Source organism: Mesorhizobium sp. M3A.F.Ca.ET.175.01.1.1 (assembly GCF_004791945.1).
In the GTDB taxonomy this organism is placed as follows: Bacteria; Pseudomonadota; Alphaproteobacteria; order Rhizobiales; family Rhizobiaceae; genus Mesorhizobium.
This window is the reverse complement of record NZ_SRTP01000009.1, coordinates 231,625-248,116: the sequence shown is the minus strand read 5'-3', so window position 1 is coordinate 248,116 and position 16,492 is coordinate 231,625. Positions and strand designations below refer to the sequence as shown.

Annotated in this window: 16 protein-coding genes; 11 read left to right on the top strand and 5 right to left on the bottom strand. The window is 64.0% G+C overall.

Annotated elements, in window-relative coordinates; translation table 11 throughout:
- Positions 1–8 precede the first annotated feature (8 nt).
- The 3 genes from EN818_RS21150 to EN818_RS21140 all read right to left on the bottom strand — a co-directional run bounded on the left by EN818_RS21150 (position 9) and on the right by EN818_RS21140 (position 3,244).
- Positions 9–1,025: a siderophore-interacting protein gene (locus EN818_RS21150; RefSeq protein WP_245420708.1), complete on the bottom strand. Its 1,017-nt coding sequence runs from the start codon at positions 1,023–1,025 to the stop codon at positions 9–11.
- Positions 1,026–1,297: 272 nt separating this feature from the next.
- Positions 1,298–2,074, bottom strand: coding sequence for an esterase family protein (locus EN818_RS21145; RefSeq protein ID WP_095809349.1), 777 nt, complete (start codon positions 2,072–2,074; stop codon positions 1,298–1,300).
- A gap of 3 nt (positions 2,075–2,077) precedes the next feature.
- Positions 2,078–3,244 carry an ATP-grasp domain-containing protein gene (locus EN818_RS21140; protein ID WP_095809348.1) on the bottom strand — a complete coding sequence of 389 codons (1,167 nt, stop codon included), beginning with the start codon at positions 3,242–3,244 and terminating at the stop codon, positions 2,078–2,080.
- A gap of 395 nt (positions 3,245–3,639) precedes the next feature.
- On the opposite strand from EN818_RS21140, the gene leuA reads away from it, so the two are divergent.
- The 4 genes from leuA (at position 3,640) to EN818_RS21115 (ending at position 8,959) form a co-directional block, all read left to right on the top strand.
- On the top strand, positions 3,640–5,379 hold the full coding sequence (leuA, locus tag EN818_RS21130; protein WP_095809346.1) for a 2-isopropylmalate synthase: 1,740 nt from the start codon (positions 3,640–3,642) through the stop codon (positions 5,377–5,379).
- Between the two features lie 191 nt (positions 5,380–5,570).
- Positions 5,571–7,355, top strand: coding sequence for a hypothetical protein (locus tag EN818_RS21125; protein WP_095809345.1), 1,785 nt, complete (start codon positions 5,571–5,573; stop codon positions 7,353–7,355).
- A 114-nt stretch (positions 7,356–7,469) separates the two neighbouring features.
- Positions 7,470–8,273, top strand: coding sequence for an alpha/beta fold hydrolase (locus tag EN818_RS21120; protein ID WP_095809344.1), 804 nt, complete (start codon positions 7,470–7,472; stop codon positions 8,271–8,273).
- A 71-nt stretch (positions 8,274–8,344) separates the two neighbouring features.
- Positions 8,345–8,959, top strand: a complete 615-nt coding sequence (locus tag EN818_RS21115) for a hypothetical protein (protein WP_095809343.1) — start codon at positions 8,345–8,347, stop codon at positions 8,957–8,959.
- Here EN818_RS21115 and EN818_RS21110 read toward each other — a convergent pair.
- Positions 8,949–9,884 (bottom strand): metallophosphoesterase, encoded by a 936-nt coding sequence (locus EN818_RS21110; protein WP_095809342.1) that lies wholly within the window; start codon positions 9,882–9,884, stop codon positions 8,949–8,951. The genes EN818_RS21115 and EN818_RS21110 overlap by 11 nt on opposite strands.
- A 68-nt stretch (positions 9,885–9,952) precedes the next feature.
- Here EN818_RS21110 and EN818_RS21105 point away from each other — a divergent pair, with 68 nt between their 5' ends.
- A complete protein-coding gene (locus EN818_RS21105; protein ID WP_095809341.1) occupies positions 9,953–10,456 on the top strand; it encodes an NUDIX domain-containing protein in 504 nt (167 codons plus the stop codon).
- A gap of 1 nt (position 10,457) precedes the next feature.
- On the opposite strand, the gene EN818_RS21100 is transcribed toward EN818_RS21105, so the two are convergent.
- Positions 10,458–11,444, bottom strand: coding sequence for a glutathione S-transferase family protein (locus tag EN818_RS21100; protein WP_129553828.1), 987 nt, complete (start codon positions 11,442–11,444; stop codon positions 10,458–10,460).
- Positions 11,445–11,735: 291 nt separating this feature from the next.
- Between EN818_RS21100 and EN818_RS21095 the strand changes: the two genes are divergently transcribed.
- The 6 genes from EN818_RS21095 (at position 11,736) to EN818_RS21070 (ending at position 16,490) form a co-directional block, all read left to right on the top strand.
- Entirely contained in the window at positions 11,736–12,341 is a 606-nt protein-coding gene (locus EN818_RS21095; protein ID WP_095809364.1) for an N-acetyltransferase, read from the top strand.
- 30 nt (positions 12,342–12,371) lie between these two features.
- The gene (locus EN818_RS21090; RefSeq protein ID WP_095809339.1) at positions 12,372–13,133 is read left to right on the top strand and encodes a 3-hydroxyacyl-CoA dehydrogenase; all 762 of its coding nucleotides are present in this window, start codon (positions 12,372–12,374) and stop codon (positions 13,131–13,133) included.
- A 4-nt stretch (positions 13,134–13,137) separates the two neighbouring features.
- On the top strand, positions 13,138–14,325 hold the full coding sequence (locus EN818_RS21085; RefSeq protein WP_095809338.1) for a CaiB/BaiF CoA-transferase family protein: 1,188 nt from the start codon (positions 13,138–13,140) through the stop codon (positions 14,323–14,325).
- 36 nt (positions 14,326–14,361) lie between these two features.
- A complete protein-coding gene (locus EN818_RS21080; RefSeq protein ID WP_095809337.1) occupies positions 14,362–15,123 on the top strand; it encodes a HugZ family protein in 762 nt (253 codons plus the stop codon).
- A 174-nt stretch (positions 15,124–15,297) separates the two neighbouring features.
- Positions 15,298–15,636, top strand: a complete 339-nt coding sequence (locus tag EN818_RS21075) for a metalloregulator ArsR/SmtB family transcription factor (protein WP_095809336.1) — start codon at positions 15,298–15,300, stop codon at positions 15,634–15,636.
- Between the two features lie 56 nt (positions 15,637–15,692).
- Positions 15,693–16,490 (top strand): RNA methyltransferase, encoded by a 798-nt coding sequence (locus EN818_RS21070; RefSeq protein ID WP_095809363.1) that lies wholly within the window; start codon positions 15,693–15,695, stop codon positions 16,488–16,490.
- Positions 16,491–16,492 lie beyond the last annotated feature (2 nt).

The following is a 16,492-nucleotide window of genomic DNA, read 5'->3' as shown; positions in this document are numbered from 1 at the left end:
GGCGGCGACTACTCCTCGCCGCCCTCTGCGCCCTGCGCACCCCGGCGCCAATAGGCGGTGGCCAGATGCCGCTCGCGCGGCAGGCCCCATTCCTTGCGCAGGATTTTTCGGATCTCGCGGAAGTCGGAAAACTCGCACCCGGCCCAAACATAGAAATCTCCGGCCGAAGGCCCGCGCTCGCGCAGCGCGGCCGGCAAGAGACCGGCCGTGCCGGCCTCTTGGCCCTGCCGGTAGAGCCAGTTGACGGCGATGTTGTCGTCTTCCGTAAGCGCAATCCGGTCCTCCGGACCATCGACCTCGACAAGGACCTCGGCGCGGATCGACGGCGGAATTTCCTCCAGGATTCTGCCAATGGCCGGCAGCGCCGTGTCATCGCCGAGGAGAAGCAGATTTTGCGCCTCCGGGACGCCGCCGCCGCCGGGACCGATCATGCCGACGACGTCGCCGGCCCGCGCGCTCAGCGCGAAATCCGCCGCCGGCGTTTCGGTGCCTGGATGCAGCACAAAATCGATGTCGAGCCAACCGCCGGCGACGTCCAGCGCCCGGATCGTGTAGACCCGGACCGTGAGCGCGTCCTCGCCCGAAGGCCACACCATCATCCCGTCGACGCCCATCAACGGCCACACCGGCTGTCGACCGGCGGGCGGCAGCAGGAGCCTCACATGCAGCCCGCCATGGGCGAAACGGCCGAGATCGCGGCCCGCGAAGCGCACGCGCTGCATGTGCGGCGACAGCCGCGTCGAGGATTGCACGCTGATCTCGCGGAAGAAGACGGGTGTGCCGGCATGGCTGCCGTCACCCTGCCAGCGCAGGCCGTTCGTCGTCCCCAACTGCCCGGCTATGTGACCAGCAACGATCATCTTCATATAGGCCAAGCAGGTCTCGTCCTGGGCGGCGACCCGGATCAGCATGCCCCCCTCCTCGGCAGCGGCATGCAGCGAGCCGTAATGCATACGGAGCGCCCACTGATCCGCGTGGCCGATTTCGATTTCGCAGACGCTGTGCTCGGCGCGCAGCCTGTCCATGACCGCCTGGATCCCGTCGTTTCGGATATGGGTTTGCGCGCTGAGCTGAACCATCGCCAGGCCTTTCGACAAAGGTGGAGGCGATCGGCCCTCAGGCCGATGCCATCGTCCCGGCGGGCATGCCACAGCGTCTGCGATGTTTCCACAAAAAGATGACAGGAACAGTCATATTTTTAGATCAATATCGGCGGATGACCGGCACGACGGCTTCAGTTGCAGAAGGCGATCCGATCGGCGCCCAGCGAAAAGGTCATGTCACCGACGCCTTGGCATCAGTCCAATCGCTTCATCAGGTCGTCATCCAGCCAGCGGCCGAAGAAATAGACGAGTTGCTTGTGCCACCATGGCCAGTCATGGCTGACGTCGCCGCCCCAATAATCCACCCAGGCCGGAATGGACTTGTCGCGCAGCACCTGCTCCAGCTCGCGCGTTTCGACCAGCATGCGCTCCTCCCACGCGCCCTGCCCGCAACAGAAGATCAGTCGTAGGGCGCGCAGCCGCCCGAGCAGCTTCTGGTCGACGATGCCGGGCAGATAGTCGAGCGGCGAGTTGAAGTAGACATTGCCCTCGAGCATCCGCCCGAAGAAGTCGCGGGTCGAATAGACGCCTGACAATGAGATCACGCCGCTCGCCAGCTCCGGGAAGCGGAAGACGAAATTCGACGAGTGGTAACCGCCCATCGAGCAGCCGCAGAACAGCGGCTTCAGCGTGCGCCCGCCATTGGCCTTGGCGGCAACCGCCGAAAGTTCCGGCAGCGCCTCCTCGCGCACATAGCGGAAATACGCCTCGTGGCGCGCGATGCGATGGGTCGCATCACCATGCTTGTCGAAGAAGGATTCCGAATCGATCCCGTCGAGTGTGAACAGCTGGATGCGGCCAGTGTCGATGAATTCGCTGAGCGCGCCGACGCCGCCCGAATCCTCGAACTGGTAGAAGCGCCCCTGCGAGGTCGGGAACACCACCACCGGCCGTCCGGCATGGCCGTAGCGCTTGTATTCCATGTCTCGGCCAAGGTTGCGGGCATGTCCCTTATGGTAGGAGACGTCCATCGCTCATGCCTTTTCCGCGTGGATATAGTCGACCGCCTGGCGCAGCGCCTTCGGGTCCTTCGAACGCATCTGGTAGGCGTAGTTGCCCATGGCGCGGCTGAAAACCTCTTCGATGGCCTGGTGGTGGACGATCTTGTCGCCGTGGGCGGCTAGCACGTCCTCATGGCTGTGCAAATAGTCGACATGCCGTTTGCGGCTGGCATAGGCGGTGAAATACTTGCCCTTGTAGGGACCGCCGGCAGCGTTCTTGACCACCATCTCGGCCCATGCCGCATAGACGTCGATGTCGAAGGTGTAGTTGATTGCGTCGGTCATCCAGGCCCCGGGCGGGCGCATGTTGACCTCCAGCGCGATGATGCGCTTGTCGCTGGTCTCGAACAGCTCGATGTGGAAGAAGCGCTCGCGCACGTCGAACGCCTTGAGGATCTTTCGGCCTGCCTGCTCCACCGCCGGCGTGATCTCGGGGAAGCAGGTGTAGCTCATATGGCGGTCGCGGTTGACCACCTCCATGACGCTCTGGTCGTAGCGGTGGCTGGCCGCCAGCACCACCTCGCCGTCGCGGTTGACCAGCCCGTCGAAGGTCACCACCAGGCCCTCGATGAACTGCTCCATGACGAAGCTGACCCCCTCGGGCTTGTCCTTGAAGAACTGGTCTAGTTCTTTTGCGTTGGAGATCTTGAACGTGTTCGAGGCGCCGGAACCTGAATCCGGCTTCACCACCACCGGATAGCCAACCCGCCGGATGAAGGTCATGGCGCCGGCACGGTCGGAGCATTTGCGCTGCGGAATGGTCTCGACGCCGCTCTTGCGAAAGAACGCGCGCATGCGGCTCTTGCGCTTCAGGTTTTTCACGAAATCGAGCTTGGTGCCGAAGACGTTGAAGTCGGTGCGGATGTTGGCCTCGAGTTCCAGCCAATGCTCGTTGAGGGACTCGAAGCGATCGATACGGCCCCACTTGTGGATGAAATGTCCCATCGCCCGGAACACCGTGTCGTAGTCCTCCATGTCCGCCACGCGGTAATACTCGGAAAGCGCCGCCTTGAGCTTGCCGCTCAGCGTTTCATAAGGAGCATCGCCAATACCGAGCACGGTGGCGCCGGCCTTCTTCAGCCGGTCGCAGAAATCGGCGCCGTTGGCCGGAAAATGCGGCGAGAAGAACACGAAATTCATGCACGACCTCCTCCGGGCCACGATGGACCGCGTCGGGCAAGTGTGGCGTATTTGCCTGATGCGGGGAAGAGCCCGCGATCCGTTCGGCAGGGCGGCACTTGCCTCCGGAAAGCCGCTCCTGTAAGAGACCGCCATGGCTACGCGTACCCGCTTCGTCGCTTCCTCTCGCACCGGCTTTGCCGGCGAGACCGTGCGCGCGCTCGCTTCGACCCTGCTTCTTCTCGGCCTTATCGGCGATCGCCGGGCTCGCTGAAGGAGCGCCCGGCGGTCGATGCCCGCCGCTAGAGGCGCACGCTCCTTGGCAAAGTCACATCAAGCGAACGAAATTCTGGTAGAGGCGACGCTCGCCACCAACCCGCCCAAGGCGGGCATGCGAGCCGTCCGGAGAAACGACGATGAACGCAAGAGAAGAAATTCGCGCCGGCGAGGCTGAAAGCGAGAAGCGCACGGCCGGCCACATGCCGGAGGCAGCCCGTAAATACCAACCCTACCCCACCGTCGGCCTCACCGACCGGACCTGGCCGGCCAAGGTCATCGAAAAGGCGCCGATCTGGTGCTCGGTCGACCTGCGCGATGGCAACCAGGCACTGATCGACCCGATGGGCCACGAGCGCAAGGCGCGTATGTTCGCGCTGCTGCTCGACATGGGCTTCAAGGAGATCGAGATCGGCTTTCCCTCGGCTTCGCAGACCGACTTCGATTTCGCCCGCTGGTGCATCGAGGAAGGTGGCGTGCCCCGGGACGTATCGCTGCAGGTGCTGGTGCAGTGCCGGCCCGAGCTGATCACGCGCACCTTCGAGGCGCTGAAGGGCGCGCATCGGCCGATCGTGCATTTCTACAACTCGACCAGCGAGTTGCAGCGCCGCGTCGTCTTCGAGAAGGACGTGCCCGGCATCAAGCGGATCGCCACCGACGCCGCCAAGATGATCACCGACATGGCGGCCAAGGCGGGCGGCGGCTACCGCTTCGAATATTCGCCGGAAAGCTTCACCGGGACCGAGCTCGAGGTCGCGCTGGAGATCTGCAACGCCGTCACCGAGATCGTGAAGCCGACGGCGGAGAACAAGCTGATCATCAACCTGCCCTCGACCGTCGAGATGTCGACGCCCAACGTCTATGCCGATCGCATCGAATGGATGTGCCGCAACCTCGACAATCGCGAGAACCTGATCATCTCACTGCACCCGCACAACGACCGCGGCACCGGCGTCGCCACCACCGAGCTTGGCCTGATGGCAGGCGCCGACCGTGTCGAGGGAACGCTGTTCGGCAATGGCGAGCGCACCGGCAATGTCGACATCGTCACCCTGGCGCTCAACATGTACACGCAGGGCGTCGATCCCGAGCTCGACTGCTCCGACATCAACCGGATGAAGGACGTCTACGAATATTCGAACCAGTTGAAGATTCCGGAGCGCCATCCCTATGTCGGCGAGCTCGTCTATACCGCTTTCTCCGGCTCGCACCAGGACGCCATCAACAAGGGCATGAAGGCGCTGCGCAAGGCCAACACACCGGTCTGGGAAGTGCCTTATCTGCCGATCGACCCGGCCGATGTCGGCCGCACCTATGAGGCGATCATCCGCATCAACTCGCAATCCGGCAAGGGCGGCATCGCCTATGTGCTGCATGCCGATTACGGCCTCAACCTGCCGCGCAACCTGCAGATCGAGTTCAGCCAGGACATCCAGGCGATCACCGACGCGGAAGGCAAGGAGGTTCCGGGCAAGCGCATCCATGACCGTTTCCTCGAGACCTATGTCGATCAGCCCGGCGCGCGGCTGAAATTCCTCGATCACCAGACCTATCCCGATACCGAGGTCAAAGGCCGGCGCGTGGTCGAGGCGGTCATCCTCGACAACGGCAGGGAAGTGACTATCACCGGGACCGGAACTGGCCCGATCGATGGCTTCATCGACGCGCTGTCGCGTCATATCGGCATCGAGATGTCGGTTCTCGACTATTCCGAGCATTCGCTCCAGCGCGGCTCCAATGCCTCGGCCATCTCCTATGTCGAGATGGAACATCCGGCCGGCAAGCTGTTCGGCGCCGGGATAAACACCAACATCGTCGCCGCCTCGCTGGAGGCGGTGGTTTCGGCCGCCAACCGCATCCTCGAGCGCAAGGCCGGCTGATCATTCAAGCCCTTGGGCGCGGCGCGTTCGCGAGAGCGCGCCGGCTCTCGGAACAGATGCCCGCCACTTCGTTAACCGAGCGGGAACTTTCCCGTGGCTTACGCGATCGCATAATACAAGCATTCTTGTGTGCCGGCCCGGGCCCTATATGATCGCGCCCTAACCTGTGCCGACTTCGGAAGGATCGACACTTGGAGCCTGCCACGCCTGCCGCCCCCGCAGTGCGCGAGACATTGGAGCGACTGCTTGCCAGCGAAACGTTCGGACGGTCCGAGCGCGCGCGCCGGCTGTTACGCTACCTGGTCGAGCGCGAGCAGGCCGGCGAAGGCGACAGGCTCAAGGGCCTCTCCATCGCCATGGATGTCTTCGGCAAGGATCGGGATTTCGATCCTGCGACCGATGCCGTGGTCAGGGTCCAGGCCGGGCGGCTGCGCGAGCTGTTGGCGCATTATTTCGACAACGAGGGCGTTGCCGAGCCGGTGCGCATCGCCATCCCTCGCGGCGGCTATGTCCCTTCCTATGAGCTGAATGGCATCCGCCTGCCGGCCGAAGCCGAGCATGCCAAGCCCGGCAAGAGCGCCTCGCCGCCAACCGACGTTGTAGAGCCCGCGCCGGACCGGTTCGAGACCTTGGCGGCAGCGGACGCCGCGCCGCTGATGACCACCACTGCCGCGCCGTCGCTGACGCGCCAATTGCGATTCTTCTGGGCCGCCATGGTTCTCGTCATCGCCATGCTGGGTTTGCTCATCTTTCGTCAGGGCGGCCACATCTTCGCCGGCGGCAGCGACAAGGTCGTGCCGGTCCAGACTGCCGGCACGCCGACCGCCCCTGCCTCAGCCGCCTTTGACGGCTTGCCGCTCATCTACATAGCCCTCAGAGCCGAGGGCCCGGAAGCAGCCCGTGTCGCCCTTTCGCTGCGCGCCGGACTTGCCGGCTTCGACACGATCGACTTCATCGGACGTGACGCCGACGCAAGCCGCGATGAAACGGCTGATCCGATCAGCTTCGTTTTCGAAGTCACGCCCGGACCTGACAGCGGCGACGTGACTGTGGAACTGCAAAGCGTTGCGACCGGACGCGTTCTCCTGTCGCGCAACCTGACCCCGGCCGAAAACGCGCCTTCAGCGGTCGAAGGCAGCATCGCCGGCCTTCTGACGTCGACCATTCCCGCCTCCGGCCTGATCTACAGCTACATCGACCAGAGCGGAGTCCAGACCAGCCAGATCCAATGCCTGGTGCTCGACGATCGTTATTATCTCGACCAGAGCGCCAAGAGCCACGAAGCGGCCTATCGTTGCCTGGAGAAGCTCGTCAGCCAGAGCACCAAGTCGTCGCTCGTCTATTCGGAGCTGGCTTCCCTGCATTTGGAGGCCGTCACCGATCACTACGCCTACCCGCCCGTAACGTCGATCGAGCAGGCAATGTCGTTTGCCCATCGCGCCATCCAGATGGGACCGATGAGCCCGCATGCCCATCGCGCCTACGGCTACATCAATTCTCGCCTCGGCAATACCGACGAGGCGATCCGCTGGATGCGCAAGGCCTATGAACTCAATCCATACGATCTCGGCATGGCCGCTGCCTATGGCTACGGCCTCATCTTCGCCGGCAAGTACCAGGAAGGCACACCGATCCTCGGCCATGCCGTCGACGCCTTCAGCGGCCATCCGACCTGGTGGGACTACGGTCTTTTTATCGGCGCCTTTATGCAGGGCGACATGAAAAGGGCCGCGATTGCCAGCGAGTCGCTCAGAACGACGGCATCGAAGTCGCATTATCTGGCCGCACGCCTGATCGGCGCCAAGATTTCCGGCCGTGACAAGCTCGCAAGCGAGCTCGTCAACGAACTCACCGCCGAATTCCCTAAATTTGCCGCCGATCCCCGAGCGACCTTCGCCGACAGGAAGTATCCCGCCGACCTGATTGACCGGCTGGTGCAATCCTTGCGTGCCGCAGGGCTCGGCAACCCGAGCTGACGGTCACGACAGACCAGCAATCGCGAAGATTTTACTGGCTAACGATCCGGCCAGGGAGCATCCAGCCACGGTCAGGCAATTGCTCCTCGTTTTGCTCCCCAGCCAACTCCGTCCATGCCACTCTACCCTCATGCCGCCGAATGCGGCGTTGGCCCGAAAACGATCGTCTTCCTGCACGGTTTCGGTGGCTGTCATGAGATCTGGCGCGCGGTGATCGCCGCACTGCTGCCGGCCGTCAGGGTGCTGGCCTATGACATGCCGGGGCACGGGCTTTCCCTGGATTGTCAGGCAACGGGCGGCGCCAAACAGGCTGCACTGACCATCCTTGCGGATCTGGCAGACCGCCGTCTGGGAAAAGTGCACCTTGTCGGCCATTCCATGGGCGGAGCCATCGCGACGTTGATGGCGCTTGCCGAGCCCGAAAAAGTGGCCTCGCTGACGCTTCTGGCGCCTGGCGGTTTCGGTCGGGAGATCAACGCGCCGTTGCTGCGCCGCTATGCTGCGGCGGTCGACGCGGACAATATCCGCGCCTGCCTTGCCGCCATGTCCGGACCGCAGAGCGTGCCTCCTGCCGAGACGCTGGACGTGCTGTGCCGGATGCGCGGGCGACGAGGTCAGTCGCGGAGCCTTGTCGAGACGGCGGCGATGATGACCAGGGATGGCCGCCAAGGTATGATCCCGCGGGAACGGCTGGAAAGGCTCGACATGCCGGTCATCGTGGTATGGGGAACCGAGGATCCGCTTCTGCCCGTCTGCCAGGCCGATAGCCTGCCGGCGCATTTCCATCTGCATCACGTGCTGGATGCCGGCCACATGCTGGTCGAGGAAGCGCCTGACTTGATTGCTGAGGTCGTTCGCCGCAACACAAGACGCCGCGGCAGGCGTGTGAGGCCGGCATTCGGCGCGGCCGCCAGCTGACCAGCCGTCCTGCCGTGCATTTTGTCGTAGGCTGTGTTAACTCGCTGTTAACCAACAGCGAGGCAGTCGCCATGGACAGCGGCGAAAAAATCACCCCCATCGAACCGTCGCGAAAGCTGGCGGACGCGATCCGCGACGTCAAGAATGCCTTTGCCGACCGCGACGACGTGGTGGTCGACATGCGTGAGGCGCATCGCATGCGGCTCGATCTGATCGCCGGAGAGCTCGCGCCGGTCTTCGCCGAGGTGCCGGCGGACATCGACAATTTCGACTTCACCGTTTCGTCCGGCCTGCAGCCGCGGCTATGGATCGATGCCGTGAGCCATGTCGCCATGGGGCGCGACCGCCGCACCTACCGGTTCCTCAGGGACACGCGCATCGGCCGCGTGGTGCTGGCCGAATCCACCGACATGAAGTCGGTAGCCGATGCCGTGACGCGCTACGTGGCCGAGCGCGTTGTCGAGCGGCAGCGGATGATGGAAGGCGTGTCACAAAGCGCCGCGCCTGGCCTGCATCGCGCGGCGGTCCTGGAAGCCGAACCGCCGCTCCAATCCGAGACCCGGCGAAACGGCTGGACGACCTTCTTCGCGGGCCTTGGCCTGATTGCCGCCGGCGCGCTGGTCGGCCTGGCGGTTTCGCTCGTGCTGTTCTGGGACCGCATTGCCCAGATGAAGGTCAGCTTCTGACCAGCTGACGAACCGTTTCGGCCGGCACGGCAAGGTCCAACGTCTGCAGGTCCGAGGGCGGCAATGCCGGCCCGGTCAGGCCGCGACGTGTCAGCCGGATGTCCCAACGGCCCGGTTCGCCGTCGATTTCGAACAAATTGTACTGCGCCGCCGGATGCTTGCCGCCGGGCGCCTGGCCGGCGGCGGCGACGCCGACCACCGGGACCTTGGCGCCACGAGTCCCAACGGTGAACAGCGTCGGCAGATGCGAATGTCCATGCAGGACAAGCTCGGCGCCGTGCCCTCGAATGATCTTGTTGAACCGCGCAATGCCGAACAGGCGCTTGTGCTGCGAGACCGCGCCACGCACCGGCGGATGATGGATCATGATGGCTCGGAAAAGCCCTTGTTTAGACGTGTTGTCGAGGATCTTGCCGAGCCGGTCTGCCTGACCCTCCATGAAGAAGCCATTGGCCATGAAGGGAGCCGTGGCGCGCGCCGTCGTGACGCCGATCAGCGCGACATTGCCGCGCACGCGCAGATAGGGAAAGGAATTGCGGTCGACCGGACTGTTGACCCCGTCTCCCGTCATCCACGCCGCCCATGAACGGCATACCTTGTCGAACGCGCCCGGCACATAGGCGTCGTGGTTGCCGGGCACCACGGACACGTCGTTCGGCGAGCCGAGCGTCTCCAGCCAGTGCTTTGCCATCTCGATCTCGCCGTCGAGGGCGAGGTTGACGAGATCGCCGGTCACGGCGAGGTGGTCGGGCGCATTGGCCTTGATGTCGGCGACGATCGAGTCGATGACCGCGTCGTGCATATGGCGACGGCGGTTGCGTTGCCAGTTGACGTAGCCCAGCACGCGCTTGGACGCGAGGTCGCGATAGGTTACATCGGGCAGCGGCCCCAGATGGACATCGGAAATATGCGCGAGCCTGAACATAGCTCATTCTTAAGCGACCCCGCTCGGCCTTTCTACTCACCGTTTCCTGCCAGCTTGCGGTTTCGTGGATGACCGGCGCTACGGATCCAGAAGAAGCGTTCCGCCAGACCGGCTGGCCGGGGTTGAGAGCGAAGCTGTTCCACCTCTATTTTCTGTTGCGGCGTCCGATGACGCTTGGCGTGCGCGGCCTGGTCTTTGACCGGGGCTCGAACGCGATCTTCCTCATCCGCCACACCTATGTTCCGGGCTGGCAATTGCCGGGCGGCGGCGTCGAGGTTGGCGAGACGCTTCTTCAAGCGCTGGCGCGCGAACTGGCCGAGGAAGGCAACATCGCGCTCACCGCGCCGCCGGTCCTGAAGTCGATGCATTTCAACCGGCGCGCCAGCCGGCGCGATCATGTCGCCCTTTATCTGATCGAGACCTTCAGTCAGACCGCACCGAAGCGCCCTGACCGTGAGATTGCCGAAGCCGGCTTCTTCCGGCTCGACCGCTTGCCCGAAGGCACGACGCCCGCAACCCTGCGGCGAGTTGCCGAGATATTCGGTGGGGAAAAGGCCTCGGCCTACTGGTAGTTCACGCCGCCTTCCTGAACCTGCCGCGGTCGTGCGGCGCGGCATAGTCCAGCTCGGGCCCCAAGGGAATGATCCCCGTCGGGTTGATCGATTTGTGGCTGCCGTAATAATGCGACTTGATGTGGTGCAGGTTGACCGTGGCTGAGACGCCCCGCACTTGATAAAGGTCGCGCAGATAGTTCGACAGGTTCGGATAGTCGGCGATGCGGCGCAGATTGCATTTGAAGTGGCCGACATAGACCGGATCGAACCGGACCAGGGTCGTGAACAGCCGCCAGTCGGCCTCGGTGAGGCGATCGCCGACCAGATAGCGCTGTTTTGACAGCCGCTCTTCCACCATGTCGAGAGCGCCGAACAACTCGCCGAACGCCTCCTCATAGGCTTCCTGCGTTGTGGCGAAGCCGGTGCGATAGACGCCGTTGTTGATAGCCGGATAGACCAGCGCATTGATCCTGTCGATCTCGGAACGCAGCGCCTTCGGGTAGAAGTCGCGGCTCGCGTCTCCCCAATCGTCGAACGCGGAATTGAGCATCCGGATGATCTCGGAGGACTCGTTGCTGACGATTGTCTCCTGGCTTTTGTCCCAGAGCACCGGCACCGTCACCCGGCCCGAATAGGCTGGATTGGCCTTGACGTAGATCTGGTGGAGGTAGTCGAGCCCGTAGAGCGTATCGCCGGTGGCACCGTCCTCGGCTTTGAAGGTCCAGCCGTTCTCGCCCATGAAATGATGCACGACAGAGACGGAAATGATGCCTTCCAGCTTCTTCAAGGCGCGGAAGATCAGCGTGCGGTGCGCCCATGGACAGGCAAGCGAGACATAAAGGTGGTAGCGGCCAGGCTCGGCCTTGAAGCCCTGCTTGCGACCCTCCGCCGGCGCGCCGTCGCGCGTCACCCAATCGCGCCATTGCGCTTCCGCACGCACGAACCTGCCGCCACTGTCGACGCTCGGCGCCCGATCCGTCCACTTGCCTTCGACCAGCAATCCCATGCGGAATCTCCTCGTGCGTTTCATCAGTATTTAGGCCTATTGCGGGGTTGTCGAAGCCCACAGACGCTGAACAGTTCGTCAAACGACCAACCAGACCGTCAAGCGGCGGCAGAAAGGTCGAAAGCGCCAATTGCGGAGGCAGGAAATTGATGGTAGCGGAGGCGCCCATGTTCGACTTTGCCTCCATCCGGTTCGACCGACGACGAAAGGGCGCCCGCGCTTCATGAAGCGCTGACTGGCGAACGCTGCCGCTTGCAGCAACCTTTCCTCGCATACCGGAACGCAAAGACCATGAGCCTTGCCGACGTGAAATACCTGCCGGAAACCCCGGCGCATGATCCTCAAATCGAAGACATCAACGAGGAGGCCTTCGGCCCCGGCCGTTTCGTGCTCGCCGCCTACAAGATCCGCGAGTCCGGTGGGCATGACCGGTCGATGTCCTTTGTCGCCGTCGACGGCGACACGGTGGTCGCCTCGGTGCGCATGACGCGCGTTGCCGCCGGCGCCGGGCGCGCCATGATGCTCGGCCCGCTCGCCGTTCGTCCCGCCTTCAAGAATCTCGGCATCGGTCGCAAGCTTGTCGCGATCGCGGTCGAAGCGGCGGCGAAGGCGGGCGCGCCGGCGGTGATGCTGGTCGGCGACGAGCCCTATTATGGTCCGCTCGGCTTCAAGCGGTTTCCACGTGGCCAGGTCACCATGCCGCGTCCGGTCGATCTCGACAGACTGCTCCACCATGAGATCAAGCCGGGCGCGGTGGCCCGCTTTGCCGGAGAGGTCTGCCATGCGGACACGGCGCGAGTTGCGGACCTGGCGCCGGCTGCGGGCCGGACATCGGTCAATCCGCAGGCCTCGATCGATCCGGTCATTCAGATTGCGTCCCAGCAGCGCGCCTCGTAGCATGACGCGAAATCCTGGGAGGATGCAGGCATGAACCCCAATGGCCAGATCGCGATCGTCACCGGCGGCGGCTCTGGCCTCGGCGAGGCGACGGCGCGCACGCTTGTTGCCCAGGGCGCCAGCGTCGCCATACTGGACGTCGGCATCGAGCGCGCGACGAAAGTGGCGGCCGATATCGGCGGCATCGCCGTTCAATGCGACGTTAGCAGCGGCGACAGCGGCACGGCTGCCGTCGCCGAGGTGGCGAAGACGCTCGGCGAGCCGCGCATCCTGGTCAATTGCGCCGGCATCGCCATTGGCGTGAAGACGGTCGGCAAGGACGGTCCGCACCCGCTCGACCAGTTCCGCAAGGTAATCGAGATCAATCTGATCGGCACCTTCAATATGATCCGTCTGGTCGCCGATCGTGCGGCGAAGCTCGATCCTTTGCCTGGCGGCGAGCGTGGCGTCATCGTCAACACCGCTTCCGTCGCCGCCTATGACGGCCAGATCGGCCAGGCCGCCTATGCAGCCTCGAAAGGCGGCGTCGTCGCCATGACGCTGCCGGTGGCGCGCGATCTCGCTCGCTCCGGCATCCGCGTCTGCACCATCGCGCCCGGCATATTCAAGACGCCGATGATGGCCGGAATGCCCCAGGAGGTTCAGGATTCGCTGGGCGCCGCGGTGCCCTTCCCGCCCCGTCTCGGCGAACCTTCCGAATATGCAGCGCTCGCCTTGCACATCATCGAGAACCAGATGCTGAACGGCGAAACGATCCGCCTCGACGGCGCCATCCGCATGGCGCCGAAATAGCGGCATGTCTGGAGCGCCGACAAACATCGGCGTCACCGCCGAGAAGACCGGGCCGCTGGCCGGCCTGAAGGTCATCGAATTGGCCGGCCTTGGTCCGGTGCCGCTCGCCGCATTGATGCTGTCGGAGATGGGCGCAGAGGTGCTGCGCATCGAGCGGACCGGTGGCGATCAACCGCTTCTGCCGCTCCCGGAAGAGTACGACCTGGACCGCCACGGCCGCGCCATCCTGCGCGTCGATCTGAAACGGCCGGGTGGCGGCGAACTGTTGCTGCGCCTTGTGGAGAAGGCCGACATCCTCCTCGAAGGCTTCCGTCCCGGGGTCATGGAACGGCTGGGCCTGGGGCCGGATGCGGCGCTCGAACGCAACCCGGCGCTGATCTACGGCCGCTTGACCGGGTTCGGCCAGCATGGACCGCTTTCCGGCCGAGCCGGTCACGACATCACCTATCTTGCCTATGCCGGCCTCCTGCACGCCTTCGGCCGGCAAGGGTCGCCGCCCGTGCCGCCGCTCAACCTCGTCGCCGACCAGGGCGGCGGCGCCATGATGCTGATCGCCGGCGTGCTGGCCGCCCTCTTCCGGCGTTCCCGCACCGGCAAGGGCGAGGTGATCGACGCTGCGATGGTTGAGGGCGCGGCGATGTTGGCCGCACCCATCCACGCCTTTATGGCCGCGGGCTTATGGAAGGACAGGCGCGGTGAGAACCTGCTCGATTCCGGCGCACCCTTCTACGACACCTATGAGACGGCGGACGGCCGGCATGTTGCGATTGGCTGTCTCGAACCCCGCTTCTTCGCCGAATTCGCCAGCCTGCTGCCGCTCGACCGCGCTTTCGTCCACAGCCAGTACGACCGGAGCTCCTGGCCTCAGATGCGAGCCGCCATAGCCGCCAGGATCAGGCAAAAGACACGCGACGAATGGGCCGGATATTTCTTTGCAACCGACGCCTGCGTCGCGCCGGTGCTTTCATTGAGCGAGGCAAGCGACAACCCGCACAATCGCGCTCGGCAAAATTACGTGACTTCCGGTCCCCTGCACCGGCCAGCCCCAGCGCCACGCTTTTCCGTTGCAGTGCTTGAGCCTGCCGTGGCGCCGAGCTCCGCCGATCGCCAGCCGGAGCTTGTGCTAAAGCGGTTCGGCTTGCTCGAGAGCGACGTCGCGGCCCTTGTCAAATCGGGACTTCTAGACCGATAACCGGATGATGAATATCAACTTACAGCGGTGAGCGCTTTGCCCGAGCAGAAGAAGGCTGTCATCCGCGAGACCGACGCCGGGGCGATCAGGCTGGCGAAGACGCTGCTCCGCTCGGCCCGCTTCGGCGCGCTCGCCGTGATCGAGCCCGGCACCGGCTCGCCTTTGGCAAGCCGGGTCGGCTTGGCGACCGATGTCGACGGGACGCCTCTGATCCTGGTTTCGATGCTTTCGGCCCACACCGGTGCCCTTCTTGCCGATCCGCGATGCTCGCTGCTCGTCGGCGAGCCTGGCAAAGGTGATCCGCTGGCGCATCCGCGCATGACCTTGATATGCCGCGCACGGCGCCTGGACCGCGGGGCGCCCGATCACGCCCGCGCCGAACGGCGCTACCTCAATCACAATCCGAAGGCGAAACTCTACGTCGGCCTTGGCGATTTCTCGCTGTTCCGGCTCGAGGCCGAACACGCCAGCCTGAACGGCGGCTTCGGCAAGGCTTATCTTCTCGATCGCACCGACTTCATCACCAGCGGCCCCCTTGCCGAGGATTTGGCAGCCGGCGAACAGTCGGCGCTCGATCACATGAACGCAGACCATAGCGACGCGATCGCCCTCTATGCCCGTCATTTCGCGAAGGTCGAAGGCGACGGCTGGATCGCTACCGGTTTCGATGCGGACGGGATGGATCTCGCCTGCGCGGACATGACCTGCCGGGTCTTTTTTCCCCAGCCTCTCGAAACGGCGGGTGAGTTGCGCTCCATGCTGGTCGAGATGGCCAGGACCGCGCGCGCAGCCAGCTAGCCACATACCGACAGTTAATCGTCTTGAATCAAAAGCAACTCTTGAGATTTAGATGAAATGATCTACCTTTCGTTGCAGCGCTGATTCAGCGGCGCATATGCGAATCTGAACTTATTGAATCAGGCTCCATTGCCCCCATGGCGCCTTGGATGAGCCGGAATTCATGGGGGATCTATGATCTCGAACAAGCTAATCGCCAATGCCGAACCGGCGGCCGCGTTTCTGACGCTCATGGGCAATGAGAAGCGGCTGCTGATCGTGAGCTACCTGATCGACGGTGAAATGTCGGTCGGTGCCATCGCCGAAAAGGTCCAACTGAGCCAGTCGGCGCTCTCGCAGCATCTCGCCAAGCTTAGGGCGCTGAACCTCGTCGAGACGCGCCGTGACCGGCAGATGATCTATTATTCTTGCAAGTCGGACGCGGTGCGCGAGTTGCTTCGCATGCTGGAAGGCATTTTCGGCGAGGACGATCTTTCCCAGATGGCCTATAGGATGCGTCGCGCCGGGGCTTGACGATCGCTTCTGTCCTTCACTACCTCGCTGACGATTTCCTCGCCGGCGAGCATCGCATGAACCTCATCCCGATCGACGATCCGCACGACCCGCGCGTCGCCGCCTATCTCGATATTCGCGAGCGCGATCTCGTCGGCCGCCATGGGCGCTTCGTCGCGGAAGGCAAGGTGGTGCTCGATCTTCTCTTGTCGAGCCGACGTTTCGCGGCCGAATCCGCTCTCATCCTCGAAAACAGGCTGGCCGGACTCGATCCCGTCTTGCGCAAGGCCCCAGCGGACTTCCCGGTCTATGTTGCCACAGGCGAGGTCATGGACCGGATCGCCGGCTTCCACATGCATCGCGGCATACTGGCGATCGGCAGCCGCGGCGATCCCCAGCCCGTCGAGGCCCTGTTGGCGAGAATGCCCGCCAGCGCGCTGATCGTCGTTCTCGTCGGCATATCCAATCATGACAACATGGGATCGATCTTTCGCAACGCCGCAGCCTTCGGCGCGCAGGCCGTGCTTCTCGATCCCACTTGCTGCGATCCGCTTTACCGCAAGGCGATCCGCGTCTCAGTCGGCGCGGCCCTGAAGGTTCCCTTCGCCGCCTTCAGCGATAGCGCAGGTTTCACCGCAGCACTTGATCGGTTTGGCTTCAGCCAGTTCGCGCTGTCGCCGCGCGGCGAGACCGACATCCGTTCCGCGGACCGCCCGCCACGACTGGCGCTATATCTCGGCACGGAGGGCGAGGGGCTGCCGGAAGATCTGCTTGCTCGCCTGCGCACGTTGCGGATCGGCATGGCGGAAGGCTTCGACAGCCTCAATGTCGCGGCTGCGTCCGCGATCGCCCTGCATCACTTTTCCAAGAGGTAGCA

Coding starts and splice junctions, on each gene's coding strand:
- EN818_RS21070 (WP_095809363.1), top strand. CDS start 15,693: ATGAACCTCATCCCGATCGACGATCCGCACGACCCGCGCGTCGCCGCC.
- EN818_RS21110 (WP_095809342.1), bottom strand. CDS start 9,884: ATGTTCAGGCTCGCGCATATTTCCGATGTCCATCTGGGGCCGCTGCCC.
- EN818_RS21105 (WP_095809341.1), top strand. CDS start 9,953: ATGACCGGCGCTACGGATCCAGAAGAAGCGTTCCGCCAGACCGGCTGG.
- EN818_RS21150 (WP_245420708.1), bottom strand. CDS start 1,025: ATGGACAGGCTGCGCGCCGAGCACAGCGTCTGCGAAATCGAAATCGGC.
- EN818_RS21115 (WP_095809343.1), top strand. CDS start 8,345: ATGGACAGCGGCGAAAAAATCACCCCCATCGAACCGTCGCGAAAGCTG.
- EN818_RS21100 (WP_129553828.1), bottom strand. CDS start 11,444: ATGGGATTGCTGGTCGAAGGCAAGTGGACGGATCGGGCGCCGAGCGTC.
- EN818_RS21140 (WP_095809348.1), bottom strand. CDS start 3,244: ATGAATTTCGTGTTCTTCTCGCCGCATTTTCCGGCCAACGGCGCCGAT.
- EN818_RS21085 (WP_095809338.1), top strand. CDS start 13,138: ATGTCTGGAGCGCCGACAAACATCGGCGTCACCGCCGAGAAGACCGGG.
- leuA (WP_095809346.1), top strand. CDS start 3,640: ATGAACGCAAGAGAAGAAATTCGCGCCGGCGAGGCTGAAAGCGAGAAG.
- EN818_RS21120 (WP_095809344.1), top strand. CDS start 7,470: ATGCCACTCTACCCTCATGCCGCCGAATGCGGCGTTGGCCCGAAAACG.
- EN818_RS21075 (WP_095809336.1), top strand. CDS start 15,298: ATGATCTCGAACAAGCTAATCGCCAATGCCGAACCGGCGGCCGCGTTT.
- EN818_RS21090 (WP_095809339.1), top strand. CDS start 12,372: ATGAACCCCAATGGCCAGATCGCGATCGTCACCGGCGGCGGCTCTGGC.
- EN818_RS21095 (WP_095809364.1), top strand. CDS start 11,736: ATGAGCCTTGCCGACGTGAAATACCTGCCGGAAACCCCGGCGCATGAT.
- EN818_RS21145 (WP_095809349.1), bottom strand. CDS start 2,074: ATGGACGTCTCCTACCATAAGGGACATGCCCGCAACCTTGGCCGAGAC.